Origin of the sequence: Pseudomonas prosekii (genome assembly GCF_900105155.1) — a bacterium.
Classification (GTDB): domain Bacteria; phylum Pseudomonadota; class Gammaproteobacteria; order Pseudomonadales; family Pseudomonadaceae; genus Aquipseudomonas; species Aquipseudomonas prosekii.
Window position 1 is genome coordinate 1,782,064 of record NZ_LT629762.1, and the last position, 16,505, is coordinate 1,798,568.

14 protein-coding genes are annotated in these 16,505 nt (G+C 61.5%); 6 read left to right on the forward strand and 8 right to left on the reverse strand.

The annotated features are described in order from the left end of the window. Positions 1-16: 16 nt before the first annotated feature. The 7 genes from BLU01_RS08330 to mreB form a co-directional block, all read right to left on the reverse strand. Positions 17-865 (reverse strand): carbon-nitrogen hydrolase family protein, encoded by an 849-nt coding sequence (locus BLU01_RS08330; RefSeq protein WP_092273305.1) that lies wholly within the window; start codon positions 863-865, stop codon positions 17-19. A 77-nt stretch (positions 866-942) separates the two neighbouring features. Then, a complete protein-coding gene (locus BLU01_RS08335; protein ID WP_092273308.1) occupies positions 943-4,746 on the reverse strand; it encodes a YhdP family protein in 3,804 nt (1,267 codons plus the stop codon). A gap of 75 nt (positions 4,747-4,821) precedes the next feature. Further along, positions 4,822-6,279 (reverse strand): ribonuclease G, encoded by a 1,458-nt coding sequence (gene rng / locus BLU01_RS08340; protein WP_092273311.1) that lies wholly within the window; start codon positions 6,277-6,279, stop codon positions 4,822-4,824. Positions 6,280-6,336: 57 nt separating this feature from the next. Beyond that, positions 6,337-6,933: a Maf family protein gene (locus BLU01_RS08345; protein ID WP_092273314.1), complete on the reverse strand. Its 597-nt coding sequence runs from the start codon at positions 6,931-6,933 to the stop codon at positions 6,337-6,339. A 44-nt stretch (positions 6,934-6,977) separates the two neighbouring features. After that, positions 6,978-7,469 carry a rod shape-determining protein MreD gene (gene mreD, locus BLU01_RS08350; protein WP_092273316.1) on the reverse strand — a complete coding sequence of 164 codons (492 nt, stop codon included), beginning with the start codon at positions 7,467-7,469 and terminating at the stop codon, positions 6,978-6,980. After that, entirely contained in the window at positions 7,469-8,614 is a 1,146-nt protein-coding gene (mreC, locus tag BLU01_RS08355; RefSeq protein WP_092273319.1) for a rod shape-determining protein MreC, read from the reverse strand. The genes mreD and mreC overlap by 1 nt, the downstream gene beginning before the upstream one ends. Positions 8,615-8,756: 142 nt before the next feature. Beyond that, positions 8,757-9,794, reverse strand: a complete 1,038-nt coding sequence (gene mreB, locus BLU01_RS08360) for a rod shape-determining protein MreB (RefSeq protein ID WP_002555108.1) — start codon at positions 9,792-9,794, stop codon at positions 8,757-8,759. Positions 9,795-10,004: 210 nt separating this feature from the next. Between mreB and gatC the strand changes: the two genes are divergently transcribed. The 6 genes from gatC (at position 10,005) to BLU01_RS08390 (ending at position 15,324) form a co-directional block, all read left to right on the forward strand. Then, complete coding sequence (gene gatC, locus BLU01_RS08365; RefSeq protein ID WP_007901429.1) at positions 10,005-10,292, forward strand: Asp-tRNA(Asn)/Glu-tRNA(Gln) amidotransferase subunit GatC; 288 nt, start codon at positions 10,005-10,007, stop codon at positions 10,290-10,292. Between the two features lie 16 nt (positions 10,293-10,308). After that, positions 10,309-11,760 carry an Asp-tRNA(Asn)/Glu-tRNA(Gln) amidotransferase subunit GatA gene (gene gatA, locus BLU01_RS08370; RefSeq protein ID WP_092273322.1) on the forward strand — a complete coding sequence of 484 codons (1,452 nt, stop codon included), beginning with the start codon at positions 10,309-10,311 and terminating at the stop codon, positions 11,758-11,760. 10 nt (positions 11,761-11,770) lie between these two features. Beyond that, positions 11,771-13,216 (forward strand): Asp-tRNA(Asn)/Glu-tRNA(Gln) amidotransferase subunit GatB, encoded by a 1,446-nt coding sequence (gene gatB / locus BLU01_RS08375; protein WP_092273325.1) that lies wholly within the window; start codon positions 11,771-11,773, stop codon positions 13,214-13,216. Between the two features lie 239 nt (positions 13,217-13,455). Then, positions 13,456-13,839, forward strand: coding sequence for a septal ring lytic transglycosylase RlpA family protein (locus BLU01_RS08380; protein WP_092273328.1), 384 nt, complete (start codon positions 13,456-13,458; stop codon positions 13,837-13,839). A 46-nt stretch (positions 13,840-13,885) separates the two neighbouring features. Continuing rightward, positions 13,886-14,947 (forward strand): calcium/sodium antiporter, encoded by a 1,062-nt coding sequence (locus tag BLU01_RS08385; RefSeq protein ID WP_092273330.1) that lies wholly within the window; start codon positions 13,886-13,888, stop codon positions 14,945-14,947. Then, positions 14,944-15,324, forward strand: a complete 381-nt coding sequence (locus BLU01_RS08390) for a carboxymuconolactone decarboxylase family protein (protein WP_092273334.1) — start codon at positions 14,944-14,946, stop codon at positions 15,322-15,324. The genes BLU01_RS08385 and BLU01_RS08390 overlap by 4 nt, the downstream gene beginning before the upstream one ends. A 111-nt stretch (positions 15,325-15,435) precedes the next feature. Here BLU01_RS08390 and BLU01_RS08395 read toward each other — a convergent pair whose 3' ends face one another. Beyond that, the gene (locus BLU01_RS08395) at positions 15,436-16,377 is read right to left on the reverse strand and encodes an AEC family transporter (RefSeq protein ID WP_092273337.1); all 942 of its coding nucleotides are present in this window, start codon (positions 16,375-16,377) and stop codon (positions 15,436-15,438) included. Between the last annotated feature and the right edge of the window lie 128 nt (positions 16,378-16,505).

Here is a 16,505-nt window from a genome sequence, read left to right on the forward strand (position 1 = left end):
GCTTTACGCCTTAAATTCATCGTTCTGAGGCAGGTCGCTGGGCGCCCTGCGAGAAAAAGCGCCGGTGACTGGAAACCGGCATCCGCGCCCGGATGGACGCCTGTTCGCTGCTATCGCGTTCGGCCAGCAGCACGGCCTCGCCTTGATCCTGTTGCGCCAATACGCGACCCCACGGGTCAACGATGGCGGCATGTCCGTAAGTCTCTCGCGGCCCCGGATGGACGCCACCCTGGGCGGCCGCCAGCACATAACACTGGGTTTCGATGGCGCGGGCACGAATCAGCACGTCCCAATGCGCCGCGCCGGTCACGGCGGTAAACGCCGACGGTGCAGTGATCAACTCGGCCCCGGCGGCGCGCAGTTCGCTGTACAGCTCCGGGAAACGCAAGTCATAACACACGCTCAGGCCCACACGTCCAACGGGCGTGTCCGCAACCACGACACCACTGCCATAAGCATAGTCATCGGATTCACGATAACGCCCGCGATTGTCCGCCACATCGACGTCGAACAGGTGCAGCTTGTCATACCGTGCAACGGTTTCGCCGTGATCATCCACCAGCAGCGAGCAGGCATGCACTTTGGCCAACGGTGCATCGACCGGCGGCAACGGCAAAGTGCCGGCGACTATCCATAACTTGAGGGCGCGAGCGGTGTCTTTCAACCATGGCAGGATCGGGCCTTCGCCCATGGCCTCGGCGCGACCGATGGCAGCGGTGTCGCGGCGGCCCATGGCGGCGAAGTTTTCCGGCAGCACTGCCAGGCGTGCGCCGCCGTTCGCCGCGTGTTCGAGCAGGCGCCGGGCCTGCGCAAGATTGGCCAGCACATCGCTCTGGCTGACCATTTGAATCACCGCAACAGACATGGCGCCTCCCATTCCAAAACATCACAGAACCCGTAGGGGCAGCGCCATGCTACTCCATCAAACCCGGGGGAAGATTCTCAAAAAGGCTTCTCGAAGGTGATTTTCGGTTCTTTCCACGGGCCTTTGACGGTGTATTTGACGCTGGCGAAACGTGCCACGCGGTCGCCGATCAGCTTGTCGATCAGGAACAACGCGCCGCCAATGGCCGGGGCGCCGACGATCAGCGCGGCAATCGGCAGGTTGTTGGTCACCGGCAAGGTCACCAGCAACTTGGCATCGACCTTGTCTTCAACCAGATTCAACGTGCCGTTGAGTTCGATATTGCTCGACGGACCGGTCATCAGGATCGGCTCGCGCGTCACGTAGACGCCGTTGCTCGCCACCAGCAGGCCTTTGACCCGGTCGTAGCTCAGGCCTTTGCCGAACAGATCGGAGAAGTCCAGGCGCAAGCGACGACCGATGGAGTTGAAGTTGAGCAGGCCGAACACCCGCAATGCCTGGGCGCTGCCCTCGACTTCGACGAACTGCCCTTTATTCAGCGACGCGTCGAGGCTGCCGGAGAAGCGTTTGGTCGCGACCCACGCCGGCGAGCCGGGCCAGCGGCCATCGACGTCCATGTGAAATTCTTCACTGGTCACGCTCGGCGCAAAACCCCAGCCCTTCAACACATCGGCGAGGTTCTTGCCGCTGATCCGGCCCTTGTACCAACTGTTGGTCGCGCCCGGCGCGCCTTCCCAGCCGCCGCTGCCCTGCAACAAAATGCCTTTGAGGCCCATGTCCAGCGTGTTGAGCGCGATGCCCTTGGCGGTCGGGCGCACTTTCAGCGACCACGCGCCGACCAGGTCATTGCCCTGGAACAACTGATTGATGGTGATATCCAGCGCCGGAATCTTCGTCGGGTCGACGTCCACCAGCGGGTCCGGCGAGTTTTCGTCGGCCAGCGCGGTCGGGTCGGGAGCGGGCAACTTCACGTATTGCAGATTGATCGCAATCGGCGCGGCTTTCGCGTCGGGGATCGTCGCGCTGCCCTTCACCTGTTGGCTGTCGAGTTGCAACGCCCACACCGACGGCTTGCGGTTCAACTGCACCGAGGCCTGATCCAGCGTGGTGCCGATGCCGCTGAGCTTGCCTACTTTGAAATCCGCGCCGCTGAGCAACTGCTTGGCGCTGCCACCCGGATCCTGGCCGGCGTATTTATCGGCCAAGGCCTTCCACGGCCCGACGTCCAATTCGGACAACACACCGCTGATGCGCAAGCCTTTACTCGCCGGCAACACGGCATTGCCGGCACCGAGGAACAATTCACCACGACCGTCGGCAAAATTGCCCGGTGGCGAAGCGAAGGTGAAATTCGCCAGATCGCCATACGTCACCCAATAACGCCGCTCCGGCCCTTGCAGGGTCATGCGGAACACCGTGTCGCGCCCGACATCGGCGGCCATGCCGAACGGCGCCGGCAAATCGACCGCAACGCCTTGCAGATTGGAGCTGACGATCAACTGGCTGTCGGCGCCATTCAGGTTCAATTGCAGCTGATAAGGCACGGTGCCGGAGACCGGCAACGGCTGCGTCACCGCGAGCCAGTCAGTGAGTTTCTTGACCTCGACCTGACCGGAAGCGGCGACTCGCGTATCGAGTTTGCCCGGGCTGCCATCAGCGAAAATCTGCGCGGTCACCGGTTTGTCGAAAGCGCGTGCGCTGATGTTTTGCCCGCTCAAACCCTTGTTGCTGTCGAAACGGAAATCGCCCTTGAGCTGCGTCAGTTCCAGCGACGGTTCAGCCAGCTTCAGCCGGGCCTTGGCGGTTTTGAAGTCGACCAGAATATTCGGTTGATCACCCTTGGCCAGCGGAATATCCAGCTTCAGTTTGCCTTGCAGATCGCCCTCGCCTTCCCAACCGGCGAAGGTCTCGGCGGTGCCAATCGGCGCTTGCTGGAGGATTTTCAAACCATCGCCCAAGCCGCCGGCGAATGCGCCGTCGAGGAACATGTGGACGTTTTGCCCGGCCGGTGCGTGCGGGATGTTGACGTAAACATCGCGCACCTGGGTGTCGAGCAACTGACCCTTGCTGGCCAGAATGCGCACGCCGCTGTCTTCGATAAACACGTCGCCACTGACTTTGCTGATGTGCGGCCAGCCTGGCTGGAAGGCCAGTTCGGCGTCGTGGACCTTGAAGAACAGGCTGATGCTGCGCGCGGTATCCGCCGCGCCGTGGTTCAGCGAGCCTTGATACTGGAAGAAACCTTCCTCCACCGCGCCTTTGAGAATCGCCGTGCGCAGCCATTCATCGAGCGCCGGGCTGAGCACCGTGGGCAGGTACTTGGCGGTGTATTTGCCGTCGCCCTCGACCAGACCGACGCGCAGGTCCATGTAGTCTTCCTGGCTGCGGTCGAAGTGCAGGCGAATCAGGAAGTCGCCGGCAATCTTGCCCTCTTCGCCGAGCACCTTGAGGTACGGCGCGACGAGGGTGAAACCTTCTTTATCCAGCTTCCAGGTCAGCCGCGCATTGGCCTGAATGTATTGCCATGGCTTGGCGAAAATCGGGTCCAGGTGCAGGACGAAGTCTTTGCTGTCCATGCGCAGCTCGCCGTGACCGAGGTCGCCGCTGATGCTGCCGCTGACATTTCGCGCCGCCGGAGCGCCGTGGTAGGCGTCGAAGCCGACCCGCTCCAGATTCGCGGCGAAACTGAATTTGCTGTCGTCGGTGGCGTAAGGGCGCATGTCCAGCAGCACATTGCGCAATGCGCCGGTGACTTTGAGTTTTTCGACGGCGGTGGCCACGCCTTGCGGCAGTGGGCCCAGCGCGTTGATCAACGGCGTCAGCGGGGTCAAATCGAGGCGATCGGCTTGCAGGTGCCAAAGCTCCTGCTCTGTACCGCTGGCGACGCTTTGTTTGATTTGCAGATGAGTTTCCCAGCGCGTGTCGCCGAGGTTCATCGACAGCGAATCGAGGGTGAGCAATGCGCCCTCGGTGCTGCGTTGGAAATAAGCATTGAGCGCCAGATTGTTGATCTGGATCGGCTTGCGCTCGGCGTAAGCGCCCTTGAGTTGCGGGGCGTTCAGACGAATCGCCGCGCTTTGCACGGTGCCCTCGCCCCAGTTCAGCCACACCTCACCGCCCGCCTTGAGCTCAGAGAAATTCCATTGCTGGGTCAGGCGCTCGGGCAACCATTTCGACCAATCGCTTTGCGGCAAACTGACATAGGCATCAGCCTTGCCGTCCTTCCAAGCGTTGGCGCGCACGCGGGTGCGCAGGCTCATGGCGACCGGTTGGCCATCGGGCAACGTCAGGCGCGCATCGAGACGTTGCCGCGACGCGCCGGTTTTCAGGTTCAGGCCGACATAAGTGAACGTCAGCGGCGGATGGTCGAGCGGTTGCAACGTGACCTGGCTGTCGAGCACCGACAGCTGTTCGACCATTTGCATGCGCTTGAGCAGTTGCTCCGGGTCGAGCGGCTGATCGTCTTTTACCGGCAGGCCTTCCAGCGCCCACTTGCCGTCCGCGCCTTCCTTGAGGCTGATCTTCAGCCCATTCAGCTCAAGGTGCGCAATGCGGACTTCGCGGGCCAACAGGCTGGCCCAGAGATTGGGCACCACGCGCACATTGTCCAGCCGCAAGGCATTGGTGCCGGCGCCAACGGTGACGTCATGCGCGAGCAAAATCGGCGCAAAGCCGCTCCAGTTTCCTTCAAGCGCGCCGATTTGCAGGGGCATGCCCAGCGCTTCGGTGGCTTTGGTCTCGATGTCGGCGCGGTATTCAGCCACCAGCGGCGTCAGTTCGCGGCCGAGGCTGACATACAACGCCATCAGCACCAGAACCAATGCGCACAAGCCCAGCCCCCAGCGGGTCAGTGCAGCCAAAATGCGTGTCAGACGGTCCATGTCAGTTGGCTCCCATGGCAAAAGTTCTGCAAAAAGCTGAGGCCAGCCGATCTAGTCGCGGTGAAACCTGGAGGTTCAGAGCAGCACCACGTCGTATTGTTCCTGCGAATACATGGTTTCGACCTGAAAACGAATGGTCCGACCGATAAATCCTTCGAGCTCGGCGACGTTGCCCGACTCTTCATCGAGCAAGCGATCGACGACTTTCTGATTCGCCAACACCCGATAGCCTTCAGCCTGATAGGCGCGGGCCTCGCGGAGGATCTCGCGGAAAATTTCGTAGCAGACGGTTTCCGGGGTTTTCAACTTGCCGCGCCCCTGGCAACTGCTGCACGGCTCGCACAGCACTTGTTCGAGACTTTCGCGGGTGCGCTTGCGGGTCATTTGCACTAGGCCCAACTCGGTGATGCCGATGATGTTGGTCTTGGCGTGATCGCGTTCCAGCTGTTTCTCCAGCGTGCGCAAGACCTGGCGCTGGTGCTCTTCGTCTTCCATGTCGATGAAGTCGATGATGATGATCCCGCCGAGGTTGCGCAGGCGCAGTTGGCGGGCAATCGCGGTGGCGGCTTCGAGGTTGGTCTTGAAGATGGTTTCTTCGAGGTTGCGATGGCCGACGAACGCCCCGGTGTTGACGTCGATGGTGCTCATGGCTTCCGCCGGATCGACCACCAGATAGCCGCCGGACTTCAACGGGACTTTGCGTTCCAGGGCTTTCTGGATTTCGTCTTCGACGCCGTACAGGTCGAAAATCGGCCGCTCGCCGGGGTAATGCTCGAGGCGGTCAGCGATTTCCGGCATCAGTTCGGCGACAAACTGCGTGGTTTTCTGGAAGGTTTCGCGCGAGTCGATGCGGATCTTCTCGATCTTCGGGCTGACCAGATCGCGCAACGTACGCAGCGCCAAGCCGAGGTCTTCGTAGATCACGCTTGGCGCGCCGATGGTTTTGATCTGGTCGTTGATCTGGTCCCACAAACGCCGCAGGTAGCGGATGTCCATGAGGATTTCCTCGGCGCCCGCGCCTTCGGCGGCAGTGCGCAGGATGAAACCGCCGGCCTCCTTGATCCCTTCCTTGGCCACGCAATCGGTGACCACTTGCTTGAGGCGTTCGCGCTCGCCTTCGTCTTCAATCTTCAGGGAAATGCCGACGTGCGCGGTGCGCGGCATGTACACCAGATAACGCGACGGGATCGACAATTGCGTGGTCAGGCGCGCGCCTTTGGAGCCGATCGGGTCTTTGGTGACCTGGACCACCAGGCTCTGGCCTTCGTGAACCAGGCTGCTGATGCTTTCGACCGCCGGGCCTTCGCGCAGGGAGATTTCCGAGGCGTGAATAAACGCGGCGCGGTCCAGGCCAATATCCACGAAGGCTGCCTGCATGCCTGGCAAAACCCGTACAACCTTGCCTTTATAGATGTTGCCGACGATCCCGCGCTTTTGCGTGCGTTCGACATGAACCTCTTGCAGAACACCGTTTTCAACCACCGCCACGCGCGATTCCATCGGCGTGATGTTGATCAGAATCTCTTCACTCATGGCAGGGTCTCGTTCAGGCATGTTCACGATAATGGCCGCATCTAGTCAGTACGACGCTTAGCGCGCGTTAGGGGTTTGCCAACAGGGTATGCCGAAATGGCCGAGGAGTTCTGCGGTTTCGCACAACGGCAATCCGACCACCGCCGAATAGCTGCCATTGAGCCCGGCGACAAACACCGCGCCCAGCCCTTGAATGCCATAACCGCCGGCCTTGTCCCGCGGTTCGCCGCTGGCCCAGTAGGCAGCGGCCTGCTCGGCGCTGATCGAGCGGAACCGCACCAGGCTGCGCACCACCAGCGACTCGCAACGCTCGCCATCCAGCACGGCCACGGCGGTCAGCACTTCGTGCTCTCGCCCGGACAACAGCTTGAGCATGGCGCACGCCTCGGCTTCGTCCACTGGTTTGCCGAGAATTTTCCCGTCCAGCACCACGGCAGTGTCGGCGCCCAATACGCAGCCCGCTTCGGCAGATACCAGTGTACGACGCCCGGCCTCGGCTTTGCCGCGCGCCAGACGCTCGACATAGGCCGACGGGGTTTCGTGGTTCAGAGGGGTTTCATCGATGTCCGCGCTGATGACGGAGAACGGCACGCCGATCTGCGTGAGCAGTTCACGCCGACGCGGCGAGCCTGAGGCGAGGTACAACGTTTTCATCAAGACATCTCCCTTGTCGAGGTGCGGGCAAATGCCTGACCGAATTAGTTGATTTTGTAACGCCGACGCAAGCCGCGCAGACCGAAGCTGATCCACGGCCAGAGCAACGCGCTCACCAGTGCCGGGAGCACCAGCGCCAACGTTGGCTGGCGGTTGCCGGTCAGGGCGCTGAGCCACAACTGGACCAATTGCGCGAGGCCGAAGATCACCAGAATCACCAGGCATTGCTGCCACATCGGGAACATCCGCAGGCGTTGTTGCAGCGACAACACCAGGAACGTGATCAGCGTCAGGATCAACGCATTCTGGCCGAGCAACGTGCCGTAGAGCACGTCTTCGGCCAGCCCCAGGCACCACGCGGTGACCATCCCGACTTTCTGCGGCAAGGCCAGCGCCCAGAAGGCCAGCAGCAGGGCCAGCCACAGCGGACGAAGAATTTCCATGAACTGCGGCAGCGGCGAAACGCTGAGCAGCAGACCGATGGCGAAGGTCAGCCAGACGATCCAGCCGTTACGCGATGAAGTAGCACCGGCCATTATTCTCTTCCCCCAGTGGTGGCCGGTGCAGAGACAGGCGGTTTGGCAGCTGGCGGCTTGGTGGCGGCCGGTTGCGAGGCAGGTGGTTTGGTCGCGCGGGTGGTCGCCGGCGGTTTGGCCGGGGTTGCCGCTGCTGGCGTGGCGGCCGCCGGGGTTGCGGTTGCAGGTGTAGCGGCTGCGGGTGTAGCGGCTGCGGGTGCGGCGGCGGCAGGTGCGGCGTTGGGCGCAGGTCTCGGCACGGTGCTTGGAATCATCGGTCCGCCGCCGTACTGGTCCAGCGCTTCCTGGGCCTGAGCGGCTTCGTTGGCGCGTTCTTCAGCAGTGCGGCCATCGCTGAACACCAGCAGCAAGTAACGGCTGCGGTTCAACGCGGCGGTCGGCACGGCGCGAACGATCGCGAACGGCTGGCCGGAATCGTGGATCACTTCCTTGACCGTCGCCACCGGATAACCCGCCGGGAAACGCTGACCGAGGCCGGAGCTGACCAGCAGATCGCCTTCCTTGATGTCGGCAGTGTCGGCGACGTGACGCAATTCCAGGCGTTCCGGGTTGCCAGTGCCGCTGGCAATCGCGCGCAGACCGTTGCGGTTCACTTGCACCGGAATGCTGTGAGTCGTGTCGGTAAGCAGCAGCACGCGGGAGGTGTACGGCATCAACTCGACCACCTGGCCCATCAGGCCGCGCGCATCGAGCACCGGCTGACCGAGGACCACACCGTCGCGCTCACCCTTGTTGATGATGATGCGATGGGTGAACGGGTTGGGGTCCATGCCGATCAACTCGGCGACTTCGACCTTTTCGTTGACCAGCGCGGAGGAATTGAGCAACTCGCGCAGCCGCACGTTCTGCTCGGTGAGGGCGGCAAGCTTTTGCATGCGGCCCTGCAGCAGCAGGTTTTCGGTCTTGAGTTTTTCGTTCTCGGCGACCAGTTCGGTACGGCTGCCAAACTGGCTGGCCACACCTTGCCATAGCCGCTGCGGCAGGTCGGTGATCCAGTAAGACTGCATCAGCACCAGCGACATCTGGCTACGCACTGGCTTGAGCAGTGTGAAGCGGGCATCGACCACCATCAGCGCGACCGACAGCACGACCAGCACCAACAAGCGCACGCCCAGTGAGGGACCTTTGGTGAAGAGCGGTTTAATAGGCCGCTCCTCCCAGGCAAATGTTCTCTTTATTCATACGGCATCAAACCGGCCTGGATGCAGACTGACAGAAGATAAACGCCAACAGGCAGCACTGCAAAGTGCTGCCTGCGCGCCAACAGCATAGAGGCAAACCAACGACTTATTCGCTGGAGAGCAGGTCCATGGTGTGTTTATCCATCATTTCCAGGGCACGACCACCGCCGCGAGCAACACAGGTCAGCGGATCTTCGGCAACGATCACCGGCAGACCGGTTTCCTGGGCCAGCAACTTGTCGAGATCACGCAACAGCGCGCCACCACCGGTCAGCACCAGGCCACGCTCGGCGATATCGGAAGCCAGTTCCGGCGGCGATTGCTCCAGCGCGCTTTTCACTGCCTGAACGATGGTCGCCAGCGACTCTTGCAGAGCTTCCAGCACTTCATTGGAGTTCAGGGTGAATGCGCGCGGGACGCCTTCGGCCAGGTTACGGCCACGGACGTCGACTTCACGGACTTCGCCGCCCGGGTAGGCTGTGCCGATTTCCTGCTTGATACGCTCGGCGGTGGATTCGCCGATCAGGCTGCCGTAGTTGCGACGCACATAAGTGATGATCGCTTCGTCGAAGCGGTCGCCGCCAACCCGTACGGATTCGGCGTAAACCACACCGTTGAGGGAGATCAGGGCGATTTCAGTGGTACCGCCACCGATATCGACAACCATCGAACCGCGGGCTTCTTCAACCGGCAGGCCGGCACCGATCGCAGCAGCCATTGGCTCTTCGATCAGGAACACTTCACGGGCACCGGCGCCGAGAGCCGATTCGCGGATGGCGCGACGCTCGACCTGGGTCGATTTGCATGGAACGCAGATCAGCACACGAGGGCTAGGCTGCAGAAAGCTGTTTTCGTGAACCTTGTTGATAAAGTACTGCAGCATCTTTTCGCAGACGCTGAAGTCGGCGATAACGCCATCTTTCATCGGACGAATGGCGGCAATGTTGCCCGGCGTACGGCCGAGCATGCGCTTGGCCTCGGTGCCGACAGCAACGACACTTTTCTGATTACCGTGTGTCCGAATAGCCACAACCGATGGCTCATTCAGGACGATACCGCGCTCGCGCACGTAAATAAGGGTGTTGGCAGTGCCCAGGTCAATGGAAAGATCGCTGGAAAACATGCCACGCAGTTTCTTGAACATGGGAAAGGGACCCTAGGCAACGCGTGGGTAAAAAAGTGCGGCAAACTCTAACAACGACAGGGATTTTGGGCAAGGCGCCAATATGTTAAATTGGCCGCTTTTCTGTGCACCAACCCCCACAATCGCGGCCTTATGACCGTAGAAATGCGGTAGTGTTCCGACAATCTAACACACGGACGCCGTCCGTTCTGTTTTCCACTGGAGAATCCCATGGCGCTTGAACGCTCCGACGTGGAAAAAATCGCTCATCTGGCCTGCCTAGGCCTGAATGATGCCGATCTTCCACACATCACTTCGGCCCTGAACAGCATTCTCGGGCTGGTCGACGAAATGCAGGCGGTCAATACCGACGGTATCGAGCCGCTGGCCCACCCACTGGAAGCCAGCCAACGCCTGCGCGCAGACGTGGTGACCGAGACCAATCATCGCGAGGCCTATCAGTCCATCGCACCAGCGGTCGAAAACGGCCTGTACCTGGTTCCGAAAGTCATCGACTAAAGGGAAAGAGCCTGCAATGCATCAAATGACTCTGGCCGAGATCGCCCGCGGACTCGCCGATAAAAAGTTTTCTTCCGAAGAGCTGACCAAAGTCCTGCTGGCGCGCATCGCCCAGCTCGATCCTCAGCTCAACAGCTTCATCAGCCTCACCGAAGACCTGGCGCTCCAGCAGGCGAAAGCCGCTGACGTGCGCCGCGCCAATGGTGAGAGCGGCGCCCTGCTCGGTGCGCCGATCGCCCACAAGGATCTGTTCTGCACTCAGGGCATTCGCACCAGCTGCGGCTCGAAGATGCTCGATAACTTCAAGGCACCGTACGACGCCACCGTCGTCGCCAAACTGGCTGCGGCCGGCGCCGTGACGCTGGGCAAAACCAACATGGACGAATTCGCCATGGGTTCGGCCAACGAGTCGAGCTACTACGGCGCGGTGAAAAACCCGTGGAATCTGGAACACGTGCCGGGCGGTTCCTCCGGTGGTTCGGCGGCCGCGGTTGCCGCGCGCCTGTTGCCAGCGGCGACCGCTACCGACACCGGCGGCTCGATCCGCCAACCGGCAGCGTTCACCAACCTCACCGGCCTGAAACCGACCTACGGTCGTGTGTCGCGCTGGGGCATGATTGCCTACGCGTCGAGCCTCGACCAGGGCGGCCCGTTGGCGCGCACTGCCGAAGACTGCGCGATCCTGCTGCAAGGCATGGCCGGTTTTGATGCCAATGATTCCACCAGCATCGACGAACCGGTGCCGGATTACAGCGCCAGCCTTAATAGCTCGCTGCAAGGCCTGCGCATCGGCGTGCCGAAGGAATACTTCAGCGCCGGTCTCGACCCGCGCATCGCCGAGCTGATCCACAACAGCGTCAAGGAGCTGGAAAAGCTCGGCGCCGTGGTCAAGGAAATCAGCCTGCCGAACATGCAGCACGCGATTCCTGCGTACTACGTGATCGCGCCTGCAGAAGCCTCCTCCAACCTGTCGCGTTTCGACGGCGTGCGTTTCGGCCATCGCTGCGAAGACCCGAAAAGCCTGGAAGACCTGTACAAGCGTTCCCGTGGTGAAGGTTTCGGCGCCGAAGTGCAGCGCCGGATCATGGTCGGCGCCTACGCGCTGTCGGCCGGCTACTACGACGCCTACTACCTGAAAGCGCAGAAGATCCGTCGTCTGGTGAAGAACGACTTCATGGCGGCTTTTAATGAGGTCGACATCATCCTTGGCCCAACCACGCCGAACCCGGCCTGGAAGCTTGGCGCGAAGAACAGCGACCCGGTCGCTGCCTATCTGGAAGACGTCTACACCATCACCGCCAACCTCGCGGGCCTGCCGGGTCTGTCGATGCCAGCCGGTTTTGTCGACGGTCTGCCGGTCGGCGTGCAATTGCTCGCCCCGTATTTCCAGGAAGGCCGTTTGCTCAACGTTGCGCACCAGTATCAGTTGAACACTGACTGGCACACCCGCACCCCAACCGGCTTCTGAGGAGAAACACATGCAATGGGAAGTCGTGATCGGGCTGGAGATTCATACACAGCTCACCACCCGGTCGAAAATCTTTTCCGGTAGTTCCACCACCTTCGGTTCCGAGCCGAACACTCAGGCCAGCCTCGTCGACCTGGGCATGCCCGGCGTGCTGCCGGTGCTGAACCAGGAAGCGGTGCGCATGGCGGTGATGTTCGGCTTGGCGATTGACGCCGAGATCGGCCAGCACAACGTGTTCGCGCGTAAAAACTACTTCTACCCGGACCTGCCGAAGGGTTACCAGATCAGCCAGATGGAACTGCCGATTGTCGGCAAGGGCCATTTGGACATCGCCATGGAAGACGGCACGATCAAACGTGTCGGCGTAACCCGTGCGCACCTGGAAGAAGACGCCGGCAAGAGCCTGCACGAAGAATTCAACGGCGCCACCGGCATCGACTTGAACCGTGCCGGCACGCCGCTGCTGGAAATCGTTTCCGAGCCGGACATGCGCAGCGCCAAGGAAGCCGTGGCCTACGTAAAAACCGTCCACGCGCTGGTGCGTTACCTGGGCATTTGCGACGGCAACATGGCTGAAGGTTCGCTGCGTTGCGACTGCAACGTGTCGATCCGTCCGAAAGGCCAGGTCGAGTTCGGCACGCGCTGCGAGATCAAGAACGTCAACTCGTTCCGCTTCATCGAGAAGGCGATCAACAGCGAAGTGCGTCGCCAGATCGAGCTGATCGAAGACGGCGGCAAAGTGATCCAGCAGACCCGCCTGTACGATCCGAACAAGGACGAAACCCGTCCGATGCGCAGTAAAGAGGAAGCCAACGACTACCGTTACTTCCCCGATCCGGACCTGCTGCCGGTGGTCATCGAGGATTCGTTCCTCGACGACGTGCGCGCCACGCTGCCGGAATTGCCGCCGCAAAAACGCGAGCGTTTCCAGGCGCAATTCGGCCTGTCGGTGTACGACGCCAGCGTCCTCGCCACCAGCCGCGAGCAAGCCGATTACTTCGAGAAAGTCGCAAGCATTGGCGGCGACGCCAAACTGGCGGCCAACTGGGTCATGGTTGAATTGGGCAGCTTGTTGAACAAACAGGGTCTGGACATCGATCAGTCGCCGGTTTCCGCCGAGCAACTGGGCGGCATGCTGTTGCGCATCACCGATAACACCATCTCCGGCAAGATCGCCAAGGTTGTGTTTGAAGCGATGGCCAACGGCGAAGGCAGCGCCGACGAGATCATCGAGAAGCGCGGCTTGAAGCAAGTCACCGACAGCGGCGCGATCTCGGCGGTGCTCGACGAAATGCTCGCGGCCAACGCCGAGCAAGTTGAACAATACCGTGCGGCAGACGAAGCCAAGCGCGGCAAGATGTTCGGTTTCTTCGTCGGCCAGGCCATGAAAGCCTCCAAAGGCAAGGCCAACCCGCAACAGGTTAACGAACTGCTGAAAAGCAAGCTCGAAGGCTGATCGACATGGAGCCAGCATTCAAAACTGGCTCAAATCCCTGTGGGAGCGAGCTGTTGTGGCTGGGGCGCTTCTGTGGCGAGGGGGCTTGCCCCCGTTGGGTCGCGAAGCGGCCCCGATTTCTGAACATCGCGTTCAGATTTTGGGACCGCTGCGCAGTCCAACGGGGGCAAGCCCCCTCGCCACAACAAGCCACCTCGCCACACAGGCCAGCTCCCACATTTGTATTGGGAAACCACTGAATGAAGCGTCTGTTCGGCGCCTGCGCCCTGCTCGCTCTGATCGTCCTGCTGCCCGGTTGCGCCAGTGACGGCATCATCGATCCGCATGGTTACGACAAGACCGGCACCGCGTCCTATTACGGCACCAGACACCAAGGCAAACGCACCGCCAGCGGCGAGCGTTTCAACAAGAATTCCCTGACAGCCGCCCACCGCCAATTACCTTTCGGCACCCGGGTGAAAATCACCAACCTGAACAATGACAAATCCTGCGTGGTGCGCATTAATGATCGCGGCCCGCACAGCCGTGGGCGCCTGATCGACGTGTCCCACGCCGCCGCCGAGCGCCTGGGCATGTTGCGCAGTGGTACCGCGAAGGTTTGCGTGCAGGCTCTGGACGACTGATGGAGCGCCGATCATCTACGGATTAACCGACATCCCGCTGCTGAGCGTGCTCGAATTGCTCGGCGGCCTGCTACTGCTGATCGCCGGCGCCGAACTGATGGTGCGCGCCGCCGTGCGCCTGGCCGCGCGCCTGCATGTGCGGCCGCTGATCATCGGCCTGACCATCGTCGCCCTCGGCAGCAGCGCGCCGCAAATGGCCGTGAGCCTGCAAGCCATGCTTGCGCATAACCAAGACATCGCCGTCGGCAGCGTGATCGGCAGCAGCATCTTCAACATCCTCGTGATCCTCGGTTTGTCGGCGCTGATCATCCCGCTGCGCGTGTCGCGTCAAGTGGTGCGGCTGGATATTCCGCTGATGATCGGCGCCAGCCTGCTCGTGTGTTTACTGGCCTGGAACGAAGAACTGAGCCGCACCGACGGCATCATCCTGCTCGCCGCGCTGGTGTTGTATCTGGGATTGTTGCTGCGCCAGTCGCAGCATTCGGCGCGCCCGCATTCGAGTCAGCCGTCAACGCCACGCGCACCGTGGATCAGCAGCCTGCTGATGATCGTCGCCGGGCTGGCGATGTTGGTGTATGCCGGGCATTTGTTGCTCGGCGCAGCAGTGTCGGTGGCGACTGACCTCGGGTTGTCGGAGCGGATCATCGGCCTGACCGTGGTGGCGATCAGCACTTCATTGCCGGTGCTCGCCACGTCGCTGATTGCCGCTTTGCGCGGTCAACGCGAGATTGCCGTCGGCAACGTGATCGGCAGCAACCTGTTCAACCTTCTCGGCGTGCTCGGTTTGACCGCGCTGGTGGCGCCCGCGCCGCTGTCGGTGTCGCCGAACGCGCTGGATTTCGACTTGCCAGTGATGCTCGGCGTCGCCGTGCTGTGCCTGCCGGTGTTCTATTCCGGTTATCGAGTGACGCGCGCCGAAGGCCTGCTGTTTCTCGGTTTGTACCTGGCGTATGGGCTGCACGTGGTGTCGTTCACCACGGGCATGCCGCTGGCCGGCAAGCTTGAACACCTGATGCTGATATTCGTCCTGCCGGCGCTGGTGGCGTTTCTGCTGTTCACGTCGCTGCGCGCCTGGCGTCGCCAACACCACAAGAAGGATGTGCCATGACCGACCAGAAGAAGCCCGGCGTCGAAGTGCGCCGGCAAGTGATGGGCGATGCATTCGTTGACCGCGCGCTCGGCAATGCCACCGAGTTCAGCCAGCCGCTGCAGGATTTCGTCAATGATCACGCGTGGGGCAGCGTGTGGAATCGCGAAGGTCTGCCGCTGAAAACCCGCAGCCTGATCACCCTCGCGGCGCTGACCGCGTTGAAGTGCCCGCAAGAGTTGAAAGGTCACGTGCGCGGTGCGCTGAACAACGGTTGCACCGTGGAAGAGATCCGCGAAGCGCTGCTGCATTGCGCGGTGTACGCGGGTGTGCCGGCGGCGGTTGATGCGTTTCGGGCGGCGCAGGAAGTGATTGATAGTTATCAGAAGCCAGAGTAAGCAGGTCGATGGCCTTCGCGGGCAAGGCTCGCTCCTACAGGGTCGGTGATCCCCCTGTAGGAGCGAGGCTTGCCCGCGAAGAGGCCCTCAATATCACCGCAAATCCTGGGGTTAAATCCACCCACCCCACTGCAACACAAAGATCCCGATATTGGTGGTCACCGCCGCCATCAGCGTTGTAATCACGATAATCGCCGCCGCCAGTTCATGGTTGCCATTGGCCTGACGCGCCATGACAAAACTCGCCGCCGCCGTCGGGCTGCCGAAGTAAAGAAACAGAATCCCCAGCTCCGCGCCACGAAAGCCCCAGAGCCACGCGCCCACCGTCGCCAGCACCGGCAAACCGATCATCTTCACCAGGCTAGAACTCAGCGCCATGTTGCCGCTTTTGCGCAACGCCGCCAGCGACAAGGTGCCGCCAATGCAGATCAACGCCAGCGGCAGCGTGGTTTGCGCCAGGTATTGGCCGGAGGTCTCCAGCCAGCCCGGCAGACCGATCTTGAAATAGGCAAATGGCGCCGCGGCCAACACGCTGACGATCAACGGGTTGGCCATCACGCTTTTGCAGATGCTCCACGGATCGGACTTGATCACCGGGCTGTACACCGCCAGCACGATGGTCGACAGGGTGTTGTAGAAGAGAATGACCAGCGCCGCGAGAATCGCCCCGAGGGAAATCCCGTAGTCGCCGTACATGCTCGCCGCCAGCGCCAGACCGATCACGCCGTTGTTGCCGCGAAACGCGCCTTGGGTGTAGATGCCGCGATCTTCACGCGGGCACTTCCAGATCGCCCAGCCCCAGGCGATGGCGAAGCAAACGAGCGTGGCGATCGAGAAGTAGATCAGCAGTGCCGGTTGCAGCGCGGCGTGCAGGTCGGCGTGCAAGATGCCGAGAAACAGCAGCGCCGGCATGGTGACGTTGAACACCAGGGCCGACGCCGTGTGAATGAAATTGTCGTTGATCCAGTTGATGCGCTTGAGCAGCACACCGAGAAACAGCATGGCAAACACCGGCGCGGTGATGTTCAGGGTTTCGAGGAAAATAGCCAGCATGCCGGGAGACCTTGGGGGTGGGCGTCGTTAGGGGGCTAATGATAAGCCAGCAAGTCCCTCGGCGTCTGTCATCGCGCTATCGCGAGCAAGCTCGCTCCCACATTTGATCTCCGGTGTGGCCGAGATCC

Excerpts from the sequence above, each read along its gene's own strand:
- BLU01_RS08395 (WP_092273337.1), bottom strand. The coding sequence starts at position 16,377 with ATGCTGGCTATTTTCCTCGAAACCCTGAACATCACCGCGCCGGTGTTT.
- BLU01_RS08330 (WP_092273305.1), bottom strand. The coding sequence starts at position 865 with ATGTCTGTTGCGGTGATTCAAATGGTCAGCCAGAGCGATGTGCTGGCC.
- BLU01_RS08390 (WP_092273334.1), top strand. The coding sequence starts at position 14,944 with ATGACCGACCAGAAGAAGCCCGGCGTCGAAGTGCGCCGGCAAGTGATG.
- mreD (WP_092273316.1), bottom strand. The coding sequence starts at position 7,469 with ATGGCCGGTGCTACTTCATCGCGTAACGGCTGGATCGTCTGGCTGACC.
- BLU01_RS08335 (WP_092273308.1), bottom strand. The coding sequence starts at position 4,746 with ATGGACCGTCTGACACGCATTTTGGCTGCACTGACCCGCTGGGGGCTG.
- BLU01_RS08345 (WP_092273314.1), bottom strand. The coding sequence starts at position 6,933 with ATGAAAACGTTGTACCTCGCCTCAGGCTCGCCGCGTCGGCGTGAACTG.
- BLU01_RS08380 (WP_092273328.1), top strand. The coding sequence starts at position 13,456 with ATGAAGCGTCTGTTCGGCGCCTGCGCCCTGCTCGCTCTGATCGTCCTG.
- gatC (WP_007901429.1), top strand. The coding sequence starts at position 10,005 with ATGGCGCTTGAACGCTCCGACGTGGAAAAAATCGCTCATCTGGCCTGC.
- gatA (WP_092273322.1), top strand. The coding sequence starts at position 10,309 with ATGCATCAAATGACTCTGGCCGAGATCGCCCGCGGACTCGCCGATAAA.
- mreB (WP_002555108.1), bottom strand. The coding sequence starts at position 9,794 with ATGTTCAAGAAACTGCGTGGCATGTTTTCCAGCGATCTTTCCATTGAC.
- rng (WP_092273311.1), bottom strand. The coding sequence starts at position 6,279 with ATGAGTGAAGAGATTCTGATCAACATCACGCCGATGGAATCGCGCGTG.
- gatB (WP_092273325.1), top strand. The coding sequence starts at position 11,771 with ATGCAATGGGAAGTCGTGATCGGGCTGGAGATTCATACACAGCTCACC.